Source organism: Clostridium sp. (genome assembly GCF_036569345.1).
GTDB lineage: Bacteria > Bacillota > Clostridia > Clostridiales > Clostridiaceae > Clostridium_AD.
On record NZ_DATCQT010000217.1, the window covers coordinates 1 to 20,109 of the forward strand.

The 20,109-nt window shown below is 31.9% G+C and carries 29 protein-coding genes and 1 riboswitch; of the genes, 26 read left to right on the forward strand and 3 right to left on the reverse strand.

The genetic code is table 11. From position 1 onward, the window contains the following. The 20 genes from rpsE to rpsI all read left to right on the forward strand — a co-directional run. The coding region (rpsE, locus tag VIM70_RS22690) for a 30S ribosomal protein S5 (RefSeq protein WP_331948048.1) at positions 1-429 on the forward strand (429 nt) is incomplete at its 5' end. Positions 430-441: 12 nt separating this feature from the next. After that, a complete protein-coding gene (gene rpmD, locus VIM70_RS22695; protein WP_331948049.1) occupies positions 442-621 on the forward strand; it encodes a 50S ribosomal protein L30 in 180 nt (59 codons plus the stop codon). Positions 622-637: 16 nt separating this feature from the next. Beyond that, positions 638-1,078 (forward strand): 50S ribosomal protein L15, encoded by a 441-nt coding sequence (gene rplO, locus VIM70_RS22700; RefSeq protein ID WP_331948050.1) that lies wholly within the window; start codon positions 638-640, stop codon positions 1,076-1,078. Further along, positions 1,079-2,359, forward strand: coding sequence for a preprotein translocase subunit SecY (secY, locus tag VIM70_RS22705; RefSeq protein WP_331948051.1), 1,281 nt, complete (start codon positions 1,079-1,081; stop codon positions 2,357-2,359). 22 nt (positions 2,360-2,381) lie between these two features. Then, the gene (locus VIM70_RS22710) at positions 2,382-3,035 is read left to right on the forward strand and encodes an adenylate kinase (protein WP_331948052.1); all 654 of its coding nucleotides are present in this window, start codon (positions 2,382-2,384) and stop codon (positions 3,033-3,035) included. Continuing rightward, positions 3,032-3,778 carry a type I methionyl aminopeptidase gene (gene map / locus VIM70_RS22715; protein ID WP_331948053.1) on the forward strand — a complete coding sequence of 249 codons (747 nt, stop codon included), beginning with the start codon at positions 3,032-3,034 and terminating at the stop codon, positions 3,776-3,778. Before VIM70_RS22710 ends, map begins: the two co-directional genes overlap by 4 nt. Positions 3,779-3,783: 5 nt before the next feature. Next, a complete protein-coding gene (locus VIM70_RS22720; protein WP_331948054.1) occupies positions 3,784-4,074 on the forward strand; it encodes a KOW domain-containing RNA-binding protein in 291 nt (96 codons plus the stop codon). A 7-nt stretch (positions 4,075-4,081) separates the two neighbouring features. Then, a complete protein-coding gene (gene infA, locus VIM70_RS22725) occupies positions 4,082-4,300 on the forward strand; it encodes a translation initiation factor IF-1 (protein WP_125002904.1) in 219 nt (72 codons plus the stop codon). 15 nt (positions 4,301-4,315) lie between these two features. Further along, entirely contained in the window at positions 4,316-4,429 is a 114-nt protein-coding gene (gene rpmJ / locus VIM70_RS22730; protein ID WP_007062395.1) for a 50S ribosomal protein L36, read from the forward strand. A 140-nt stretch (positions 4,430-4,569) separates the two neighbouring features. Further along, positions 4,570-4,938: a 30S ribosomal protein S13 gene (rpsM, locus tag VIM70_RS22735; RefSeq protein ID WP_331948058.1), complete on the forward strand. Its 369-nt coding sequence runs from the start codon at positions 4,570-4,572 to the stop codon at positions 4,936-4,938. A 15-nt stretch (positions 4,939-4,953) separates the two neighbouring features. Then, positions 4,954-5,346 carry a 30S ribosomal protein S11 gene (gene rpsK / locus VIM70_RS22740; RefSeq protein ID WP_216287815.1) on the forward strand — a complete coding sequence of 131 codons (393 nt, stop codon included), beginning with the start codon at positions 4,954-4,956 and terminating at the stop codon, positions 5,344-5,346. Between the two features lie 45 nt (positions 5,347-5,391). Continuing rightward, positions 5,392-6,012: a 30S ribosomal protein S4 gene (rpsD, locus tag VIM70_RS22745; protein ID WP_331948059.1), complete on the forward strand. Its 621-nt coding sequence runs from the start codon at positions 5,392-5,394 to the stop codon at positions 6,010-6,012. A gap of 63 nt (positions 6,013-6,075) precedes the next feature. Then, positions 6,076-7,020: a DNA-directed RNA polymerase subunit alpha gene (locus VIM70_RS22750; RefSeq protein WP_331948060.1), complete on the forward strand. Its 945-nt coding sequence runs from the start codon at positions 6,076-6,078 to the stop codon at positions 7,018-7,020. Between the two features lie 12 nt (positions 7,021-7,032). Beyond that, the gene (gene rplQ / locus VIM70_RS22755; protein ID WP_331948061.1) at positions 7,033-7,374 is read left to right on the forward strand and encodes a 50S ribosomal protein L17; all 342 of its coding nucleotides are present in this window, start codon (positions 7,033-7,035) and stop codon (positions 7,372-7,374) included. Between the two features lie 159 nt (positions 7,375-7,533). Next, positions 7,534-8,379: an energy-coupling factor transporter ATPase gene (locus VIM70_RS22760; RefSeq protein ID WP_331948062.1), complete on the forward strand. Its 846-nt coding sequence runs from the start codon at positions 7,534-7,536 to the stop codon at positions 8,377-8,379. Beyond that, complete coding sequence (locus tag VIM70_RS22765; RefSeq protein WP_331948063.1) at positions 8,364-9,218, forward strand: energy-coupling factor transporter ATPase; 855 nt, start codon at positions 8,364-8,366, stop codon at positions 9,216-9,218. Before VIM70_RS22760 ends, VIM70_RS22765 begins: the two co-directional genes overlap by 16 nt. Before the next feature lie 78 nt (positions 9,219-9,296). Then, complete coding sequence (locus VIM70_RS22770) at positions 9,297-10,097, forward strand: energy-coupling factor transporter transmembrane component T (RefSeq protein ID WP_331948064.1); 801 nt, start codon at positions 9,297-9,299, stop codon at positions 10,095-10,097. A 64-nt stretch (positions 10,098-10,161) separates the two neighbouring features. Continuing rightward, on the forward strand, positions 10,162-10,896 hold the full coding sequence (gene truA, locus VIM70_RS22775; protein ID WP_331948065.1) for a tRNA pseudouridine(38-40) synthase TruA: 735 nt from the start codon (positions 10,162-10,164) through the stop codon (positions 10,894-10,896). Between the two features lie 164 nt (positions 10,897-11,060). Then, positions 11,061-11,495: a 50S ribosomal protein L13 gene (gene rplM / locus VIM70_RS22780; protein WP_331948066.1), complete on the forward strand. Its 435-nt coding sequence runs from the start codon at positions 11,061-11,063 to the stop codon at positions 11,493-11,495. A 24-nt stretch (positions 11,496-11,519) separates the two neighbouring features. Continuing rightward, positions 11,520-11,912, forward strand: a complete 393-nt coding sequence (gene rpsI, locus VIM70_RS22785) for a 30S ribosomal protein S9 (RefSeq protein ID WP_331948067.1) — start codon at positions 11,520-11,522, stop codon at positions 11,910-11,912. A gap of 114 nt (positions 11,913-12,026) precedes the next feature. Here rpsI and VIM70_RS22790 read toward each other — a convergent pair whose 3' ends face one another. Continuing rightward, positions 12,027-12,671 carry a superoxide dismutase gene (locus VIM70_RS22790; protein WP_331948068.1) on the reverse strand — a complete coding sequence of 215 codons (645 nt, stop codon included), beginning with the start codon at positions 12,669-12,671 and terminating at the stop codon, positions 12,027-12,029. A 187-nt stretch (positions 12,672-12,858) separates the two neighbouring features. On the opposite strand from VIM70_RS22790, the gene cwlD reads away from it, so the two are divergent. The 6 genes from cwlD to VIM70_RS22820 all read left to right on the forward strand — a co-directional run bounded on the left by cwlD (position 12,859) and on the right by VIM70_RS22820 (position 18,020). Next, positions 12,859-13,563: an N-acetylmuramoyl-L-alanine amidase CwlD gene (cwlD, locus tag VIM70_RS22795; RefSeq protein ID WP_331948069.1), complete on the forward strand. Its 705-nt coding sequence runs from the start codon at positions 12,859-12,861 to the stop codon at positions 13,561-13,563. Positions 13,564-13,687: 124 nt separating this feature from the next. After that, the gene (locus VIM70_RS22800; RefSeq protein ID WP_331948070.1) at positions 13,688-14,530 is read left to right on the forward strand and encodes a fumarate hydratase; all 843 of its coding nucleotides are present in this window, start codon (positions 13,688-13,690) and stop codon (positions 14,528-14,530) included. 22 nt (positions 14,531-14,552) lie between these two features. Next, entirely contained in the window at positions 14,553-15,110 is a 558-nt protein-coding gene (locus VIM70_RS22805; protein WP_331948071.1) for a Fe-S-containing hydro-lyase, read from the forward strand. Positions 15,111-15,215: 105 nt separating this feature from the next. Further along, positions 15,216-16,451: a tetratricopeptide repeat protein gene (locus tag VIM70_RS22810; protein ID WP_331948072.1), complete on the forward strand. Its 1,236-nt coding sequence runs from the start codon at positions 15,216-15,218 to the stop codon at positions 16,449-16,451. 181 nt (positions 16,452-16,632) lie between these two features. After that, positions 16,633-16,971, forward strand: coding sequence for a thioredoxin (trxA, locus tag VIM70_RS22815; protein WP_414648745.1), 339 nt, complete (start codon positions 16,633-16,635; stop codon positions 16,969-16,971). Between the two features lie 179 nt (positions 16,972-17,150). Next, positions 17,151-18,020: an NAD(P)/FAD-dependent oxidoreductase gene (locus tag VIM70_RS22820; protein ID WP_331948074.1), complete on the forward strand. Its 870-nt coding sequence runs from the start codon at positions 17,151-17,153 to the stop codon at positions 18,018-18,020. 100 nt (positions 18,021-18,120) lie between these two features. Here VIM70_RS22820 and VIM70_RS22825 read toward each other — a convergent pair whose 3' ends face one another. Beyond that, entirely contained in the window at positions 18,121-18,675 is a 555-nt protein-coding gene (locus tag VIM70_RS22825) for a cell wall hydrolase (protein ID WP_331948075.1), read from the reverse strand. Between the two features lies 1 nt (position 18,676). Continuing rightward, positions 18,677-18,798: riboswitch (cyclic di-AMP (ydaO/yuaA leader) on the reverse strand. A 74-nt stretch (positions 18,799-18,872) separates the two neighbouring features. Further along, entirely contained in the window at positions 18,873-19,895 is a 1,023-nt protein-coding gene (locus tag VIM70_RS22830) for a hypothetical protein (RefSeq protein ID WP_331948076.1), read from the reverse strand. Positions 19,896-20,109 lie beyond the last annotated feature (214 nt).

Consider the following 20,109-nt stretch of genomic DNA (forward strand, 5'->3'; position numbering starts at 1 on the left):
GTTAAAGGTGGAAGAAACTTCAGATTCAGCGCATTAGTTGTTGTTGGAGACGAAAACGGACACGTTGGCGTTGGAATGGGTAAATCTGTAGAAATTCCTGAAGCAATTAGAAAAGGAATAGAAGATGCTAAGAAGAATTTAGTAAACGTAGCTATAGTTGGAACAACTATTCCACATACTATTGATGGTAAGTTCGGAACATCTGTTATACACATAATGCCTGGAGCAGAAGGTACAGGAGTTTTAGCTGGTGGTCCAGTCAGAGCAGTTCTAGAATTATCAGGATTAAAAGATGTTAGAGCTAAATCTTTAGGCTCAAGCAATGCAAGAAATGTAGTTAACGCTACTATTGATGGTTTAGCAAGATTAAGAACAGCGGAAGACGTTGCTAAATTAAGAGGAAAAACAGTAGAAGAAATTTTAAGATAGGAGGGGAAAACCTTGGCTAAAGTTAAAATAACATTGGTTAAGAGCTTAATAGGTAGAAAGAAAGAACATATAGCTACAGTTAATGCTTTAGGATTAAGAAAGATTAGAAAAAGTGTAGAGCACGAGGAAACTCCTCAGATCAGAGGTATGATTAATAAAGTTGTATATCTAGTTAAAGTAGAAGAAGTATAAACGAGGAGGTGTTGAAATGAAACTTCACGAGCTAAAACCTGCAGAAGGTTCAAAAAAATCACCTAAGAGAATCGGTAGAGGTACTGCTACTGGTTGGGGAAAAACTGCTGGAAGAGGTCAAGACGGACAAAACTCTAGATCAGGTGGAGGAACAAGACCAGGATTTGAAGGTGGTCAAATGCCTTTATACAGAAGATTGCCTAAAAGAGGTTTTACTAATATTTTTGCAAAAGAATTTTCTTGTATAAATGTAGATAGACTTAACGTATTTGAAAATGGGACTGAGATAACACAAGAATTACTAGTAGAGAGAAGAATTATAAGAAAGATACATGATGGAGTTAAAATACTTGGAAATGGAAATTTAGAAAAGAACTTAACTGTAAAAGTGTCAAAATTTTCTAAAGCAGCAGCTGAAAAGATTGAAGCGGCTGGAGGAAAAGCTGAGGTGATATAAGTGTTATCAACCCTACGTAATGCCTGGAAAATTCCTGATTTAAAAAAACGTATGATTTTCACACTGCTTATGGTTGTAATAATGCGAATGGGTATTTTCATTCCTGTTCCTGGTGTAGATGCTAGTAAGCTTGTAGACTTAACTAGTAATGGAGGTACATTACTTAGTTTTTATGATATGCTTTCAGGTGGTGCATTTGGTAAGTTTAGTATTTTTGCAATGGGTGTTGGTCCATACATAAATGCGTCGATTATAATGCAATTACTTGTAATAGCTATTCCGTACTTAGAACAACTTTCAAAAGAAGGACTCGAAGGACGTAAGAGGATACAAGATTTTACTAGATATGGTTCAATAGTACTTGGGGCTTTACAAGCTTTCGGTATGTATGCAATTATTGCAGGAACTGGAGCATTCTCAGATACATCTAGTATAACCATATTTTTAGTGGTACTAACGATGACAACTGCATCAACATTTTTGGTGTGGATAGGGGAACAAATCACAGGTAAAGGTATTGGTAATGGTGTTTCATTAATAATATTTATTAATATTATATCTGGGTTGCCTGGACTTGCATATAAAATTGGTGCACTTCAATCGGCAGGCACTGTAAATTTCGTAGAAGTTATAATGTTAGTTATAGTAGCAGCAGTATTGTTAGTTGCAGTAGTAATAGCAAGTTTAAGTGAAAGAAGAATACCAGTTCAATATGCTGGAAAAGCTGTTGGAAACAAAGTTTTCAAAGGACAATCAACACATATTCCAATAGGTGTAAATGCATCTGGAGTTATAGGTATAATCTTTGCAATGTCAGTAATGACATTTCCAGAAACAATAGCACAGCTTAAACCGACATCTGCAATTGCTAAATTCATTGTTGGAAGTCCTTGGAGCATATTTGAGCGAAACAGTTGGAAATATGCCTTGGTGTATTTTGTATTAATAGTGTTCTTTACATGGTTCTATACTCAAGTTACATTTAAACCAGATGAAATGGCTGAAAACATGCATAAATCATCAGGGTTTATACCAGGTATTAGACCAGGGGAGAATACAGCAACTTACATTGATATGGTATTGACTAGGGTTTCGATACTTGGAGGAACTTTTGCGGCTGTTGTAGCGATATTCCCTATAGTTTTAGAGGGATTCACTCAGTTTAAAGGAATATACTTTGGAGGCACTATGTTGCTAATTATGGTCAATGTTGGAATTGAAACATTAAGACAACTTGAATCACAATTGGTAATGCGTCATTATAAGGGATTCCTTAAATAAATAATTACCAGGAGATGATACTATGAGAATAATCTTGTTAGGTCCTCCGGGGGCCGGAAAAGGAACACAAGCAAAATCCATAAGCAAAAAATTCTTCATACCACATATATCAACCGGGGATATATTCAGAAAGAATATTTCAGAAAAAACCCCCCTTGGAATTGAAGCTAAGAAACATATTGATAAGGGGCACTTAGTTCCTGATAAATTGACTATAGATCTAATCAAGGATAGGCTAAATAATGAAGATTGTAGTAATGGGTTTTTATTAGATGGTTATCCTAGAACTGTAAACCAAGGTGAAGCCTTAAAAACCTTATTGGATGAAAAAGGTATTCAACTTGATACAGCATTATTGATAAAGGTTCCTAGAGAATTCATTCTAGATAGAATGACTGGTAGAAGAGTTTGTGTTAACTGTGGTGCTAGCTATCATATTACTTTCAATCCACCGAAAGTGGATGGAAAGTGTGATTTATGTGGATGTGATCTGATGCAAAGAGCTGATGACGCTGAAGAAACCGTCAATGAACGGATAGACATATATGAAGCTCAAACACAGCCATTGATAAAGTATTATGGTGACAGAAGTTTATTATCAGAAGTTGATGGGACTCAAGAAATTAATAGTGTATTTGAAAGTATCTGTAGTATCTTAGAAGAGATAAAAAGGTGATAAACATAAAAAGTGATGTGGAAATTCAACTTATGAGAGATGCGGGTAAAGTGGTTGCAGATGCTCTTGCAGTAATTAAGCAGTTAATAAAACCTGGAATAACCACTGCAGAACTTGATAAAGTAGCTGAAGAGTTCATTGTAAAACAGGGTGCTAAACCATCTTTTAAGGGTTATTGTGGATTTCCAGCTTCAATATGTACATCTGTTAATGAAGAAGTGGTTCATGGAATTCCCAGTAATCGAGTTTTACTTGAAGGAGACATAATTAGCATAGATTGTGGCGCCATATTAAATGGCTATCATGGAGATGCTGCTAGAACTTTTCCAGTAGGAAAAGTATCTAATGAAGCTGCAATGCTCATCGAAGTCACTAAAGATAGTTTCTTTAAGGGTGTTGAAAAAGCTATAATCGGTAATAGATTATCAGATATATCTGCTGCAATTCAGTGTTATGCTGAAAGCCATGGATACTCTGTGGTTAGGGATTTTGTAGGTCATGGAATTGGAACGTCAATGCATGAAGATCCGGAAATTCCTAATTATGGTGCTCCAAGTAGAGGCCCTAAGTTAGTTCATGGTATGGTACTTGCAATTGAACCTATGATAAATATAGGAAAACATTATGTCAAAGTAAAGCCTAATAGGTGGACGGTAGTAACAAGAGATGGCAGTTTATCTGCACATTATGAAAATACTGTTGCTATTATAAACAATGGTCCTGAAATATTAACTTTGAACTAATAGAGGTGAATAATTTGGAGAAAAATAGCCTTGTAGGTAAGGTGGTACATTCTAAAGCTGGAAGGGATATGCATAGAGATTTTATTGTGGTAGGAATACTAAATGATGAATATGTGTATATTTCGGATGGAGAGTTAAGAAAGATTGAGAAACCTAAAAAGAAGAAGGTTAGACATCTAGATTTCACTGAAACAGTAGCTGAGGAAATTAGAGATATAATTTTATCTAACAATTTGGTTACTAATTCTAAAATTAAAATATTTTTGCAGTCTGCAGAGAATGGTAAGGAGGTTTGATTACCTTATGTCAAAAGATGATATAATAGAAATGCAAGGTGTTGTGTTAGAAACTTTGCCCAATGCAATATTTCAAGTTGAACTGGAGAGTGGGCATAAAATATTAGCTCATATTTCAGGAAAATTAAGAATGAATTTTATAAGAATATTGCCAGGCGACAAGGTTACAGTAGAACTTTCCCCATACGATTTGACTCGTGGGAGAATAACTTGGAGAGACAAGTAATAAGGAGGGTTAGCTATGAAAGTAAGACCATCAGTTAAACCTATGTGTGAAAAATGTAAGATCATAAAAAGAAAAGGAAGAGTAATGGTTATCTGTGAAAATCCTAAGCATAAGCAAAAACAAGGTTAATAGGTTTTATTTGCATTTGATATTAAGTTAAGGCTTAAATATTAAAGTTAATATATTAATAATAAACAGTTATTACATCGTTTTAAGTTACTGATGTGGTAAAATTATAACAACAAGTACGTGGGAGGTGTAAACAGTAAATGGCAAGAATAGCAGGTATTGACCTACCAAGGGAAAAAAGAGTAGAAATAGGTTTAACATATATATTTGGTATTGGTTTACCAAAATCTCAGGGAATTCTTAAATCAACAGGGATAAACCCTGACACAAGAGTTAAGGACTTAACTGAAGAAGAAGTTAATGAATTAAGAACATTCATCAACAAAAACTTTATGATCGAGGGTGACTTAAGAAGAAGAGTTGCATTAGATATAAAAAGGTTAATGGAAGTTGGATGTTATAGAGGAATAAGACATAGAAAAGGTCTTCCAGTAAGAGGACAAAAAACTAAAACTAATGCAAGAACAAGAAAAGGCCCTAAGAAAACAATGGCGGGTAAGAAGAAATAGTAAGGAGGGAATAAAATGGCTCAAAAAGTTAAAAGAAGTAGAAGAAAAAAAGAAAGAAAAAATGTTGAGCACGGTTGTGCACACATAAAGTCTACTTTCAATAATTCCATCGTTACACTTACAGATGTAGCTGGTAATGCTTTATCTTGGGCAAGTGCAGGTGGATTAGGTTTTAGAGGATCAAGAAAAAGTACTCCGTTTGCAGCTCAAATGGCAGCAGAAGCTGCTACAAAGGCAGCTATGGAGCACGGATTAAAGAGCGTTGACGTATTCGTTAAAGGACCAGGAGCAGGTAGAGAAGCTGCTATAAGATCACTTCAAGCAGCAGGACTTGAAATAACATTAATTAAAGATGTTACTCCAATTCCACATAACGGATGTAGACCACCAAAAAGAAGAAGAGTCTAGTTAACATTATAATAAATAGTTTAGTAAATAGGAGGTGTAATTTGAATGGCAAGATATACTGGAGCTACTTGTAGACTTTGCAGAAGAGAAGGTATGAAGCTGAACCTTAAGGGTGATAGATGCTTTACAGATAAATGTGCATTTGCCAGAAGAGGCTATGCACCAGGACAACATGGACAGAGTAAGAAAAAAATGTCTAATTATGGATTACAATTAAGAGAAAAACAAAAGGCTAAGAGAATATACGGAGTGCTTGAAAGCCAATTCAGACGTTACTATGAAAAAGCTGACAAGTTAAGAGGAATAACAGGTGAAAATCTATTAAGACTTCTAGAAGTGAGACTTGATAACGTAGTCTACAGATTGGGTTACGGAAATTCAAGACAAGAAGCTAGGCAACTAGTAACTCACGGACATTTCTTAGTTAACGGTAAAAAGGTAGATATTCCTTCTTACAGTTTAACAGCAAATGAAGTAGTATCTGCATGTGAAAAGAGCAGAGCTACTGAGAAGTTTAAGGTTTTTGCTGAAAATCCTAAAACTTTACCAAATTGGTTAGAAGCTAACTTAGAGAAATTTGAAGGAAAAGTTTTAGCACAACCAACTAGGGAAGATATAGATGTTCCTGTTAACGAAACATTAATCGTCGAGTTATACAGCAAATAGTCATTAATACAGAATCAGTTGCCCTCATAATAAGTTGCCAATTAAAAAAGAGGAGGGTTTAATATGGAAATAGAAAAGCCAAAAATAGAATGTGTAGAAACAGCTGAAGATGGTTCATATGGTAAATTTGTAATTGAACCATTAGAAAGAGGTTATGGTATAACTTTAGGTAATGCATTAAGAAGAATTCTTCTTTCTTCATTGCCAGGAGTTGCTACAACTGCAGTTAAAATTGATACTGTGCTTCATGAATTTTCCACTGTTAAAGGTGTTAAAGAAGATGTTACGGAGTTAATTCTGAACATCAAAAGCTTAGCATTAAAGATGGAGGGAGAAGGTCCTAAGACAATTTGTATTGACGCTAAAGGACCGGGAATAGTTACTGGAGCAGATATTAGCACTGATGGGGATATAGAGGTTGTTAATAGCGATTTGCATATAGCAACATTAGATGATGATGCTAAGTTATATATGGAACTTACTGTTAACAGAGGTAGAGGATATGTGTCTATGGCTAAAAACAAGACAGATGAATTGCCAATAGCTACAATACCAGTAGACTCAATCTATACTCCAGTAAAAAGAGTGAATTTTGCTGTAGAAAATACTAGAGTAGGCCAAATCACTGATTATGATAAATTAACTATTGAAATTTGGACTAATGGAACCATTAGACCAGATGAAGCAATTGGTTTATCAGCTAAAATTCTTATCGAACACTTTAAGTTATTTATGACATTAACAGATCATGCTGACAACGTTGAAATAATGGTAGAAAAAGAAGAAGATAAGAAAGAAAAAGTTCTTGAAATGACTATTGAAGAGTTAGACCTTTCTGTTAGAAGTTATAATTGCTTGAAAAGAGCTGGAATTAATACAGTTCAGGAACTAACTGAAAGATCTATGGACGATATGATGAAGGTTAGGAATTTGGGTAAGAAATCACTTGAAGAAGTTGAACAAAAACTTCAAGCTTTGAGTTTGAACTTAAAACTAACTGAAGAGTAAGGAGGTAAACACATGGCAATGTATCGTAAATTAGGACGTTCTACTGATCAAAGAATCGCGATGTTTAGAAGTCTTGCAACTAATTTGTTGAAATATGGAAAAATCGAAACTACAGTCACTAGAGCAAAAGAAACTAGAAAATTTGCTGAAAGAATGATTACTCTTGGAAAAAGAGGAGATCTTCATGCTAGAAGACAAGCACTTTCATTTATTACTGAAGAAAGTGTAGTTAAAGATTTATTTGAAAATATTGCTCCCAAATATGCTGAGAGAAACGGCGGATATACTAGAATAATGAAAATGGGTCCAAGAAGAGGCGATGCGGCAGAAATGAGTATCATAGAATTAGTATAGTTTGAGCAAAGGGGATTAAGTGGGAACAAACTTAATCCCCATTTTCATATGAATATTTAATTACATTTCACAAAGAAAGTCCACTATTGAAGTTGTTAATTAGACTAATTTATTAAATTTTAAAACTTAATATATTTATATACGTAGGGAGTGACACTTATGGGTGAAAAAATGGTTATATGTAATAAACTTGTTTATAAGTACCCTCAAAGTGAAGATGAACAGCCTAAAATAGCCATAGATGGATTGGATTTAGAGGTTGAAAAGGGTGAATTTTTAGTAGTGCTCGGCCATAATGGCTCAGGAAAATCAACTTTTGCTAAACATATAAATGCGCTATTGATACCAACAGATGGGGAAATTTATGTAGATGGGTTACGAACATCTTTAGAAGCTAATCTATGGAGCATCAGAACTGTAGCTGGTATGGTATTTCAAAATCCAGATAACCAAATTGTTGCAACAATTGTAGAAGAAGATGTAGCATTTGGTCCAGAGAACTTAGGCCTAGACCCTAAGGAAATTAGAAAAAGAGTGGATGAATCACTAAAAAATGTACAAATGTATGACTATAAAAAACATGCTCCACATTTACTTTCAGGTGGTCAGAAACAAAGAGTAGCTATTGCTGGCATTCTTGCTATGATGCCAAAATGTATTGTTTTCGATGAACCAACAGCAATGCTGGACCCATTTGGAAGAAAAGAAGTTATGAGAACTATAAAAGAAATAAACAAGAAACATGGAATAACAATAATTTTAATAACTCATAACATGGAAGAAGCTGTAGAAGCGGATAGAATTGTAGTTATGGATAGTGGTAAAATTGTAATGGATGGAAAACCTAAGGAAATATTTAGCAATGTATCTATTATGAAAAAAATAGGACTAGATGTTCCACAAGTAACAGAACTTGCATATGAACTTAGACAAAATGGTATCAATATAGGATCAGATATACTAACTATAAATGAGATGGTGAATGCATTATGTCAATTAAAATAGAAAATTTATCATATATATATATGCCGGGAACTCCTTTTGAAAAAAAAGCTATAGATGATGTTTCTATAGAAATAAAGCAGGGAGAATTTGTTGCACTGATTGGGCATACAGGCTCTGGAAAATCAACACTAATACAACACATAAACGGACTTCTAAAACCGACCTTAGGTAAATTATTAATAGACGATGTAGATATAACAGAGAAAAAAGTGAAACTTACAAACATAAGAAAGAAAGTTGGACTAGTATTTCAGTATCCTGAATACCAGCTTTTTGAAGAAACTATTGAAAAAGACATTGCATTTGGACCACATAATTTAGGTCTAGATAATGATGAAATAAATAAAAGGGTTCAAAGGGCAATGAAAATTGTTGGTCTGGACTATGAAGAGTATAAGGATAAATCACCTTTTGAAATAAGTGGTGGTCAAAAGAGAAGAGTAGCTATTGCAGGAGTTGTAGCTATGGAACCAAAGATTTTAATTTTAGATGAGCCAACAGCAGGCCTTGATCCGAAGGGCAGAGATGATATCTTAAACAAAATTCTTGAACTGTACAAAGAAAACAATATAACCATAATTTTAGTATCGCATAGCATGGAAGATGTGGCTAAGGTTGCAAATCGAATTTTAGTAATGGATAAGGGCAAATGTATTCTTGATGGGCCGCCGGCGGAAATATTTAGAGAAATAGAAACATTGGAAAGTGTTGGCCTTGCAGTACCACAAGTAACATACCTAATTAGGGAATTACGGAATAAAGGGTTTAATTTATCTCAAGATATATTTACCATCGAAAAAGCTAAACAAGAATTGTTAAAAATATTAAAAAATAACTAGTATGAATCTTTTGCCTTGTTAAGGCATCATATATAAAACAGTAATATGTGCTTTTTACAACACATTGGAGGAATTTGTATGATCAAAGATATTACAATAGGTCAATATATACCAGGGGAGTCTTTTGTACATAAATTAGATCCAAGATTTAAGATAATGATATCTATATTATTTATTGTTGACCTATTTTTGGTAAATAATTTTGAGGGCTATTTATTTATATTTATATTTATTTTAGCCACAATACTAATAGCAAATTTGCCTTTTAAGTATATCTACAAAGGATTAAAGCCTATTTTAGCTTTATTACTAATTACAGGGATATTAAATATTTTCATGACCGGCGGTGTTGGTAAGCCACTTTTTCATTATGGCTTTATCATTATTTACAAAGAAGGTTTAATAATTGCCGCACTTATGATTGTTAGACTAGTGTTTTTAATTATGGGAACGTCAATATTAACATTGACAACCTCACCCATAGAGTTAACGGATGGTATAGAAAGTCTTCTAAACCCATTTAAAAAAATAGGAGTACCTGCTCATGAATTAGCAATGATGATGACTATTGCATTAAGGTTCATTCCCACTCTTATGGATGAGACTGATAAGATTATGAAAGCACAAATGGCAAGAGGTGCTGATTTTGAGTCTGGAAATTTAATAAGCAGGGCTAAAAGTTTAATCCCTATTCTAGTACCCTTATTTATAAGTTCATTTCGACGTGCTGATGAATTAGCAATGGCTATGGAATCAAGATGTTATAAAGGTGGAGAAGGAAGAACTAGAATGAAACAACTAAAGATAACGAGAAAAGACTATGTTGCAAGTTTTGTTTTTTCGTTGCTGATTGTTATTACTATTGTAAGTAGAACGTAATATTCTGCTAAATTGCAAAGGGTTATTAAATCCTATGTATAAATAGAAAAGGTCGTGTGATGCGGTGAGAAATATAAAGCTTATAATAGAATATGATGGGACAAATTATTGTGGTTGGCAGAGACAAAATAATGTAATGACAATTCAAGAAAAGACAGAGAGAGCTATAGAAGAAATTACAGGTGAAAAAATTCTAATAACTGGCTGTAGCAGAACAGATACCGGAGTTCATGCAAAAGGATACGTAGGTAATTTTTATACTAATAGTAAGATTCTTATGGAAAAATTCGCAGGGGCTATTAATAGTAAGCTTCCACGAGATATTGTAATCCTACATTCGTTTGAGGTTCCGGATGAGTTTCATTCAAGATATAACAGTATAGGAAAGATGTATAGTTACACTATAGTCAATAGGCGCCAGTATGTAGCATTAGGGCGTAATTACATATATCACCACCAAAGAATATTAAATGTAGAGAATATGCAACTTGCAACTCAATATTTTATAGGTACTCATGATTTTTCTGCATTTAAGAATTTAGGTAGTTCAGTAAAAACCTCTGTAAGAACTATAACAAAGCTTGATATCGTAAAGAATGAAGATATCATAAAAATATATATTGCTGCTGATGGATTTCTATATAATATGGTTAGAATAATTGTGGGAGCACTTATTAGGGTTGGAGAAGGAAAAATAAAACCTAATGAAATTAAAAATATAATTGAATCAAAAGAGAGATCAAAAGCTGGAAAAGCTGTTCCAGCCAGTGGTTTATGTTTGGAAGAGGTTTTTTATTAAAATAAAAAGTAGTAAAATTACAACATACAATCTAAAAGCATTGACACACGTGGTAGAATGTATTATAATTATTAATGTTTGTATAAAATATCGTGTATAAGATCCACTAGCCCCGGATCTTTAGCATAGAATTTTAATTGTTAAAAGTTCAGGGAGGGAAAATAATGAAATCATACTTAGCAAAACCACTAGAAGTAGAAAGAAAATGGTTCGTTGTAGATGTAGAAGGAAAAGTTTTAGGAAGAGCTGCTAGTCAAATAGCTGCAATACTAAGAGGTAAACATAAACCAACATTTACACCACACGTAGATACAGGTGACTTCGTAATTGTAATAAATGCTGATAAGATAGTTTTAACTGGTAAGAAATTAGACCAAAAAATGTTAAGACATCATTCTCATTATGCAGGTGGATTAAAAGAAGTTCCATATAGAATAGCATTAGCTAAAAAACCAGAGTTTGTTTTTGAAGAAGCAGTAAGAAGAATGCTTCCAAGCGGACCATTAGGCAGTGCAACACTTAAAAAATTGACTGTTTACAGAGGACCAGAACATAAAAATGCAGCACAAAATCCAGAAACACTAGTACTTAAATACTAATTAGATTCGGGAGGAGGACATATAATGGCAAAGGTTCAATATATAGGAACAGGAAGAAGAAAGAAATCAGTTGCGAGAGTAAGACTTGTACCTGGCGAAGGTAAAATTACTATAAATAAGAGAAACATAGAAAATTATTTTGGATTAGAAACTTTAATTCTTATAGTTAACCAACCTTTAGTATTAACTGGAACAAAAGATAAATTTGATATCCTAGTTAATGTAAATGGTGGTGGATATACAGGTCAAGCTGGAGCAATAAGACACGGTATTTCTAGGTCTTTATTAAAAGCTGACGAAACTTTAAGACCAGAGCTTAAAAAAGCAGGATTCTTAACAAGAGATCCAAGAATGAAAGAAAGAAAGAAATATGGTCTTAAAAAAGCTAGAAAAGCATCTCAGTTCTCAAAGAGATAATATATATAAAGTTAAAATCCCTCAAACACTTGTGTTTGTGGGATTTTTGTTTTTAAGAGCGGATATAGTTACTTAAGAATCATTTACAACTAACAATGATAAGCAAACTATCTATTAGTAAATATTATATGGACAATATCTTTTTTTGTTCATATCCATAAGTTGCATTGAAGATACGTATTTTTCAAATCTGTCATTTAAAACGTTCCAATTTATATTTTCAATAAATGTAGATATATATTTTTTCCTATCTGTTCCAAAATCCATGAAGTATGCATGCTCATAAACATCCATAATTAGTATCGGGAAAGATTGCCATACGGCTCCAGTGTCGTGTGAGTCGCTTCCTATTATGTGTAACATGTTATCAAGTGAGTCAATGGTAAGAACTGCCCAACCTCGCATTGATAAACCTACATTCGTAAGGTATGAGATAAAATTGTCATAGGACGAAAATTGATTTATTATAGCATTAAATATTGGGCCATAAGGGGTATTATTACCTCCCGTCATGTTCTCGAAATAAAGGTTGTGAAGTTTTACTCCGTCAAGTGAATATGTTTCACCCAGTTTTAAGCTACGCATTTTGGAATAGGTAGCATTGCTATCAGTATAATTGGCAGATATATAGGGAGTGTTCCAAATTTCGTTTAATTTGCTTACATAACCTGTATATAATTTGTAATGTTCATCGAGCTGTTTTTTAGAAATTCCTTTTACTGAATCCAAATCAAATGTTTTAGGTTTTAGATTGTACATTAAATCACCTCTATAAATATCATATGCAATGTAATTGAATTTGTGTATTTTTATTTGTAGTAAATTACAAACTTTAGCAGGTATATAGATTTCTAAAGAAAGCATGTAAAACAAATTGTAAATGTTAATAAATCATATACAAGTTGAATAAAATTAACAAATAGCAATAAATAAAAGGGTGGGTGTCTTGAAATATAGAAACAATAAATTAATAGCTATTGTTATAGTAATAATTGTAGCAATGGTAGGTTTTATTGGTGCAAATGTAAGCATTGACAAAGAGACTATGAATACTAATAAAGGAATAAAAAAAATACTTATTGATTCTGGACATGGAGGAATGGATGGAGGAACAAGTTCTAAAAATGGTACATTAGAAAAAAATATTAATTTAAGTATAGCAAAAAAGCTTAAAGTAAGTTTACAAAAGGCAGGTTATGAGGTAGTTATGACAAGAGAAGAAGATATAGGCCTCAATTCTACGGGTGGTACTATAAGAGAAAAATATATTGAAGATTTAAAAAAAAGATGCGAGTTAAAGAAATCTAGCAATTGTGATATGTTTATTAGCATACATTTAAATTATTTTACGCAGAGCAAATATTATGGAGCGCAAGTTTGGTACTCAAGTTATAAAGATAGTTCTATGTTAGCAGCTACAGTCCAGAAAAATTTAAAAGCAGATCTGGATCCGGGTAATATGAGAATACAAAAAGCTGCTAAAAATTCTTATAGAATTTTGAGGGATAATGATATTATGCCTAGTATTCTAGTGGAATGTGGATTTCTATCAAACAATGAAGAAGAACAAAAATTAAAATCTGGTGATTACCAAGAAAAAATTGCGGCTTCCATAAGTAAATCTGTAGGTGAGTTTTATAAAACTAATTAGGAGTCTAAAATGAGCAAGTTACATCTCTAGACAATAGATGGCAAAAGTCTTATAATAAAAATAAATATGGTTTATTAAAATTGATATTTCTATATTGAAATGTTGAATTTAAAAGGAGAATAGGATGAGAGAAATAAATATAAGTGAAATAACAAAAGCCGTAAGAAACTTATGCATAGATGCCAATTACTATCTTTCTGAGGATGTAAGAGGCATTTTATTAAAGGCCAGAGAAGACGAGACTTGGGATATAGCTAAAAACGTTTTAGATAAAATTTTAAAAAATGCAGATATAGCATCTACGCAAAAAGTGCCAATGTGTCAAGATACAGGGATGACTTGTGTATTTATAGAGCTAGGGCAAGACGTTCACATAGTGGGTGGTAGTCTTGAAGGAGCTATTGATAAGGGCGTTGCAGAAGGCTACGAAGAGGGATTTTTGAGGAAGTCTGTAGTTAAAGATCCAATTAGCAGAGTAAATACAAAAGATAATACACCAGCCGTTATATATTATGATGTAGTTTCAGGGGATAAATTAAAGATAATTATAGCTCCAAAGGGGTTTGGCTCAGAAAATATGAGTCAGATTAAAATGTTAAAACCGTCAGATGGTCTTAAAGGCGTGAAAGAATTCGTTCTAAAAGTGGTAAAAGAAGCTGGGCCTAATCCATGCCCTCCAATAGTTGTAGGGATAGGTATTGGTGGAACTTTTGATAAAGTAGCGTATCTTGCTAAAAGGGCAGCAATTAGACGGACTGATAAGCCAAATTTAAACCCTTTCTATGCAGATCTTGAGAAAGAACTTATGTTGGAAATAAATAAGCTAGGAATAGGACCTCAAGGGTTTGGCGGAAAAACTACCGCCTTAGCTGTAAATATTGAAACTTTTCCAACTCATATAGCAGGGCTACCAGTGGCGGTAAATATAAACTGTCATGCTGCAAGACATGCAAGTGTAGAGCTATAATAAGAATAAGGGGGAGAAGGTTATGGAGAAAAAAATAACGATGCCACTGTCACAAGATAAAGTTAAAGATTTAAAAGCAGGAGACAGTGTGTTGCTATCGGGTGTTATATATACGGCTAGAGATGCAGCTCATAAAAGACTAGCTGAACTTATAGATAAGGGAGAAAAGCTACCGATAGATGTTAAAGATGCAGTTATATATTATGTTGGACCAACTCCAGCGAAGCCTGGAATGATTTTAGGATCAGCAGGGCCAACTACAAGCTATAGAATGGATGATTATGCACCAAAACTTTTGGAAAAAGGTTTAAAAGGAATGATTGGTAAGGGACTAAGATCACAAGAGGTTATAGATTCTATGATTAAAAATGGTGCAGTTTATTTTGCGGCAATTGGTGGAACGGGAGCGCTAATAAGTAAATGTGTAAAAAAAGCAGAGATAGTAACATATGAGGATTTGGGTTCTGAAGCTATACGGAGGCTTGAAGTAGAGGATTTTCCTATAATTGTGGTAATAGACAGTGAAGGCAATAACCTATATGAACAAGGACAAAAGGCCTATTTAGAAAGTTTAAAATAGATATAGAAGATATTCCTTTACAAGAAATTTTAATTTATAACCTTAAAAATAAATCCTATGATATACTTAGAGTAATAATAAATATAGGAAATAAAAGGTGAAATTATGGACAAAGCAGGAAAATTATATGTAAAGGCAATGAATAAATATAATGATGGTTATATAGATAAGGCATTGGATTTATGTGAAAAAAGTATTTCTTTAAATAGTAGAAATGCTGCTTCTTTAAATTTAAAGGGTATATTATGTTATTTAAAAGGTGATTTAGAAAAAGCTAAAAATACGTGGAACATAAATTATAAAAGAAATAATGATAAAGTATCAAAAAAATATCTAAATGATAGTGTGAGAGATAAAAAAAATTTACAGTTGTTTATTAACTCATTAGAGTTAATAAAGCAATATAATATAAGCGGTGCTCTAGAAATTCTAAAACAGTGCCAAAATAGTGACTTTAATTTTATAAATGTGAATAACAATATAAGTGACTGTTACATAAAGCAAGGAGAATATACTAAAGCTCTACAATACATAAATGAGGTTTTAAAAGTAGATAAAAAAAATGCTAAAGCTAATATTAATAAAAACACATTAATAAATTATGGGAACTTAAAGAGAGATATAAATTATAAAAAAATATTTATAATTACTTCTACTTTATCTTTAATTGTAATAATGGTATTTTTCGGTACAAAATTTTATAAAACACAAAAAATTTCAATAATGGCTACTGAAAAAATACAAAATGAAAAGTCGTTAATTAATAAAAAAGATAACGAAGAAACTACCAATTTAGTAAAAACAGAAAATAAAGTACAAGAAAAACCCAAGTTTCCAGAGGGACAATTTAAAGAAAGCATAAAGAATAATAATATGGAGCAAATAGTTTTATATTTAAATAAGTGGAAAAATGCTGATTTGGAAATGAATGATAAGTTACTTATTGTAAAAGGAGAAGAAATTATTAAGAAGAGTGGGGTATTATTTTTCTATGAAAAAGGTGAGAGTTATATGAGCGATAAAAAGTTTATTGAAGCTCAGAAATACTTTTTATATGCATTGCCATACTCTAGTGATAATTACTTGCAAGAACATATTATTTATATGTTAGCAGTAAGTTACAAAGACATTTCGGACTTTCAAAATGCTATTAAATATTATGAATTAAATTTAAAACAATTTCCTAGTGGAAGTTATACACAGGAGGTTTTGTATAATTTAATTCTAATAAACAAAGAAGTAGATATAAACAAAGCAAAGGAATACGCAGAGAAATTAGTAAATCAATTTCCAGATTCTTTATATTATAATTCCATAGTGAAAAACATATTAGGTAAATAAGAATAAATAAAAGCTGATATTGATATTTTTAAATTTTAAATTGGGTATACTAATATTAAATATATAAATAATTATATTTAATATTTGTAATAAAAAACAGGGATAAAGTGGGTATTGAATTAGAATATATTGACTAGTTTCATAATATGGTATAAACTTAAAATATATACCCAAGTGGGGTATAACAACTGGAGGTAATAATATGATTAAAGAAGTAAATGATAAAAATTTTAGTGAAGAAATTACAAATTCAGATAATATAGTTGTAGTAGATTTTTGGGCACCTTGGTGTGGACCTTGTAAAATGTTAACTCCTGTTATGGAAGAATTAGCAAAGGAAATGGGAACGAAAGTTACATTTGCAAAAATAAATGTTGATGAAAGCCCAGTTATATCATCAAAATATAAAGTTTCTAGCATTCCAACAGTTATGGTGTTTAGTAAAGAGTTAGTTAAAGAAACAATGGTAGGATTCAGACCTAAAGCAGATTTAAAGAAAATCATAGAAAAACATTTATAAAATTTACATGTACTTAAAATGTTATTTTTAGGTTAATCAAAATAGAATAAATATTGAATAAAAACTTTTGGGGATAGATAATTTAAATTGTAAAATTTAAATAAATATCTCCATTTTTTTAATAAGGAAATTTGAAGCAAATAATGTTTACATGAATTGGTAAATGAGGAGGAAAAACTATGAATGAGAGATATGATATAGCTATAATCGGAACTGGGCCAGCAGGTCTTGAAGCGGCTATTAATGCTAAAATTAGAAACAAAAATATAATACTTTTTGGAAATAAGGATCTAAGTCCTAAATTGCTAAAAGCAGCAAAGGTAAATAATTTTTTAGGATTTTACAACATTACAGGAAGTGAACTCAAAAATAACTTTGCGAAGCATATTGCAGCAATGGGAATAGATATTGTAAATGAGAAAATAAATAATGTTTATGCAATGGGAGAATATTTTGCTTTGATGGTAAATGAAAAAATGTATGAAGCTAAAACAATAATTTTAGCTACGGGAATAGAATACACAAAACCATTAAAAGGAGAAGAAAAATATTTGGGAAAAGGAGTAGGATATTGTGCTACCTGCGATGCTCCCTTATATAAAGGGAAAACGGTTGTTATAGTTGGGTATAATAAAGAAAGTGAAGAAGAAACTAATTATGTAAGTGAACTTAGTAGTAAAACATATTATATACCTATGTACAAAGGGGAATACAAAATAAATCGTGGTGTAGAGATAATAAACCAGAAACCTGTAGAGATAGTGGGCACAGACGTGGTAACTAAAATTGTTTTAGACAAGAGTGAAATAACTACAGATGGAATATTCATGTTAAGAGATAGTGTATCTCCTGCTCAATTAGTACCAGGTCTTGAGATAATTGACGGACATATAAAAGTAGATAGAAACATGAAAACAAACATAGACGGATGTTATGCAGCAGGAGATTGCACAGGAAAACCATATCAGTATATGAAATCAGCGGGGGAAGGATTAGTGGCAGCATTATCTGCAACTTCTTATTTGGATAAGCCGAGGGAAAATAAATAACAAAAAATTTAGTTAGTGTTTATTTAGATATAATTAAAAATAAAAAAAGGCAGTTAACTAAAGTTAACTGCCAGGGCTGTAGCTTTTCACTACAGCTTTTTTATTTCACTACAAAGAAAACATGATTCCCTATAGTTTTTATATTGGTCTTTTTTATATTGTTCATCCACTGAGAAGTGGATATTTCAGGATTATAATAGAAAACTGCATTATATGTAGGATCTTTACCTTTTAATGCATCTAATACAGCAGTGTAACAAGCTGTATTGGGAATAACATTCTGTTTTCCATTGTGAATTACCTTTCCGTTTTTAACACAAGAAAAGGCGTTTTTTTGATTAATAACACCAGAAATAGATTTTGGGAAATGACTATCGCTAGCACGGTTTAGTATTACAGATGCTACAGCAAGTTTGCCACTATCCGGTTCACCACAACTCTCAGCATATACAACTTGAGACATTAAATAAATGTCATCGTTTGTAATTGAAAGTGAGTTATTTGACTGATTAAACACAGCTAATGCCTCTATTTGTTCATTATATAAATCCTTTGTTTTTGAATCAAATGAATATAAACTCTCACCATATACGCTTAAATTAGATAATGCTAAAAATAATGTTAGCATACAAGATATAAAAGCGAATTTTTTCATGTTATCTTCTCCTTTTGCCGACGGAGTTAGCTGACGGGTTCGGGAAAGGTTTAACCTACACAATAGTGATTCACCCCAAATGCTTGGTTCCTCCGCGTTTTTTTACTTAGGCTAGTAATAGTGTGACCAAGAGTGTAGAAATAATACATTAATTTTTTATTTAATAATAAAAATAATGTATTAATCATAATATATACTTATTTATTCTTTAGCTGAGTATAGATTTTATTGAAATTATTATTAGAACTTTCAACTTTAGCAAATAGTTCATTAGAAGAAGTATATAAAGCATTTAATTTCGATGGAGCAACAGTTGCACTTAAGGTTTGAATTTTTTCACTTGTCAAAGCAAGTTTGAAGTCCATTAGATAATTTTCATTTGCATCAAGTAATATTCTGAAGGCTTCATAAGTAGGAATAGCAGAGTCAGGCACGGTTAAACCTTTAAAACTCTTTTGCACTTCAACTAGTTGTGCTGAGCCTACATCTACTAAGGACAAAAGTTCATCATAAGACATACTTTTTTTTCTAACCTTTAATACTTCTGTGTAAAAATTAGTTTTAGTATTTAAAAAATCCTCAGATAAGACTTCAGTTTTACTGATAAAATCATTATCTTGTTCTGACTTTATATCTGTTTCTTTTCTCGCCATTACGGCACTAGAACTATAATTAAGCACATTATCAATAAAGGATAAAGAGGTTTCAGGTAGTGTTATTTCAATATTATTAATATCAATTAAGGAGTAATAATTAATGCAGTCATTCTTAAGGATCTTAAGAGCCTCCACAGATTTGTCTACATCGCTTCCAGAAGGGTTATTTAAAATTGACAATGTTTGTCTATATATTTTTAGGTTGTCATCCAGTGCTAATATTAAATTTTCTTGGTCTTTTTCATATTTCGTTGCAGGCTCTAAAACTGATATATTACTTTTGTAATTAGACAAATCTATAATAATAATAGGTAATTGTTTTTTTGCATACTCAACATCTATTGTTTCGTCGCTATTAAATTGTGCCACATTTTTATTAGCATCGTTAATACTGTTAATATTAGTTACTAATGTGGTTTTATAGGAACTATAATCTTTATTTATAGATGAGTAGTAGCTGGCTAGAAAAATACCTATAGAAATCGTGATAATAGATAGAACAATTATTATTATAGATAATTTTCTCTTAGTTTTAATATCTATAATATCTTTATTTTCGCTCAAAATAACTCACTCCCTTATTATTTGTCTTGTATTCATATATTAACATAATATATATATTATTCTAACTTAATTGAAGAATTATACCCTATTAAACATTAAATTAGTATTAATTTAGTTAAAACACGTGGACTAGAAGCTTAATTGTTATAATAAAATTAACTTATATTATATACTAAATATTCAAAGCATGGTGTATAATTGTATAGAGAGGTTT

Bases quoted from the DNA above. Each gene is read 5' to 3' on its own strand.
- rplO (WP_331948050.1), top strand. From the start codon at position 638: ATGAAACTTCACGAGCTAAAACCTGCAGAAGGTTCAAAAAAATCACCT.
- VIM70_RS22710 (WP_331948052.1), top strand. From the start codon at position 2,382: ATGAGAATAATCTTGTTAGGTCCTCCGGGGGCCGGAAAAGGAACACAA.
- infA (WP_125002904.1), top strand. From the start codon at position 4,082: ATGTCAAAAGATGATATAATAGAAATGCAAGGTGTTGTGTTAGAAACT.
- rpmJ (WP_007062395.1), top strand. From the start codon at position 4,316: ATGAAAGTAAGACCATCAGTTAAACCTATGTGTGAAAAATGTAAGATC.
- rpsM (WP_331948058.1), top strand. From the start codon at position 4,570: ATGGCAAGAATAGCAGGTATTGACCTACCAAGGGAAAAAAGAGTAGAA.
- rpsK (WP_216287815.1), top strand. From the start codon at position 4,954: ATGGCTCAAAAAGTTAAAAGAAGTAGAAGAAAAAAAGAAAGAAAAAAT.
- rpsD (WP_331948059.1), top strand. From the start codon at position 5,392: ATGGCAAGATATACTGGAGCTACTTGTAGACTTTGCAGAAGAGAAGGT.
- VIM70_RS22750 (WP_331948060.1), top strand. From the start codon at position 6,076: ATGGAAATAGAAAAGCCAAAAATAGAATGTGTAGAAACAGCTGAAGAT.
- rplQ (WP_331948061.1), top strand. From the start codon at position 7,033: ATGGCAATGTATCGTAAATTAGGACGTTCTACTGATCAAAGAATCGCG.
- VIM70_RS22760 (WP_331948062.1), top strand. From the start codon at position 7,534: ATGGGTGAAAAAATGGTTATATGTAATAAACTTGTTTATAAGTACCCT.
- VIM70_RS22765 (WP_331948063.1), top strand. From the start codon at position 8,364: ATGTCAATTAAAATAGAAAATTTATCATATATATATATGCCGGGAACT.
- VIM70_RS22770 (WP_331948064.1), top strand. From the start codon at position 9,297: ATGATCAAAGATATTACAATAGGTCAATATATACCAGGGGAGTCTTTT.
- rplM (WP_331948066.1), top strand. From the start codon at position 11,061: ATGAAATCATACTTAGCAAAACCACTAGAAGTAGAAAGAAAATGGTTC.
- rpsI (WP_331948067.1), top strand. From the start codon at position 11,520: ATGGCAAAGGTTCAATATATAGGAACAGGAAGAAGAAAGAAATCAGTT.
- VIM70_RS22790 (WP_331948068.1), bottom strand. From the start codon at position 12,671: ATGTACAATCTAAAACCTAAAACATTTGATTTGGATTCAGTAAAAGGA.
- VIM70_RS22800 (WP_331948070.1), top strand. From the start codon at position 13,688: ATGAGAGAAATAAATATAAGTGAAATAACAAAAGCCGTAAGAAACTTA.
- VIM70_RS22805 (WP_331948071.1), top strand. From the start codon at position 14,553: ATGGAGAAAAAAATAACGATGCCACTGTCACAAGATAAAGTTAAAGAT.
- VIM70_RS22810 (WP_331948072.1), top strand. From the start codon at position 15,216: ATGGACAAAGCAGGAAAATTATATGTAAAGGCAATGAATAAATATAAT.
- VIM70_RS22820 (WP_331948074.1), top strand. From the start codon at position 17,151: ATGAATGAGAGATATGATATAGCTATAATCGGAACTGGGCCAGCAGGT.
- VIM70_RS22825 (WP_331948075.1), bottom strand. From the start codon at position 18,675: ATGAAAAAATTCGCTTTTATATCTTGTATGCTAACATTATTTTTAGCA.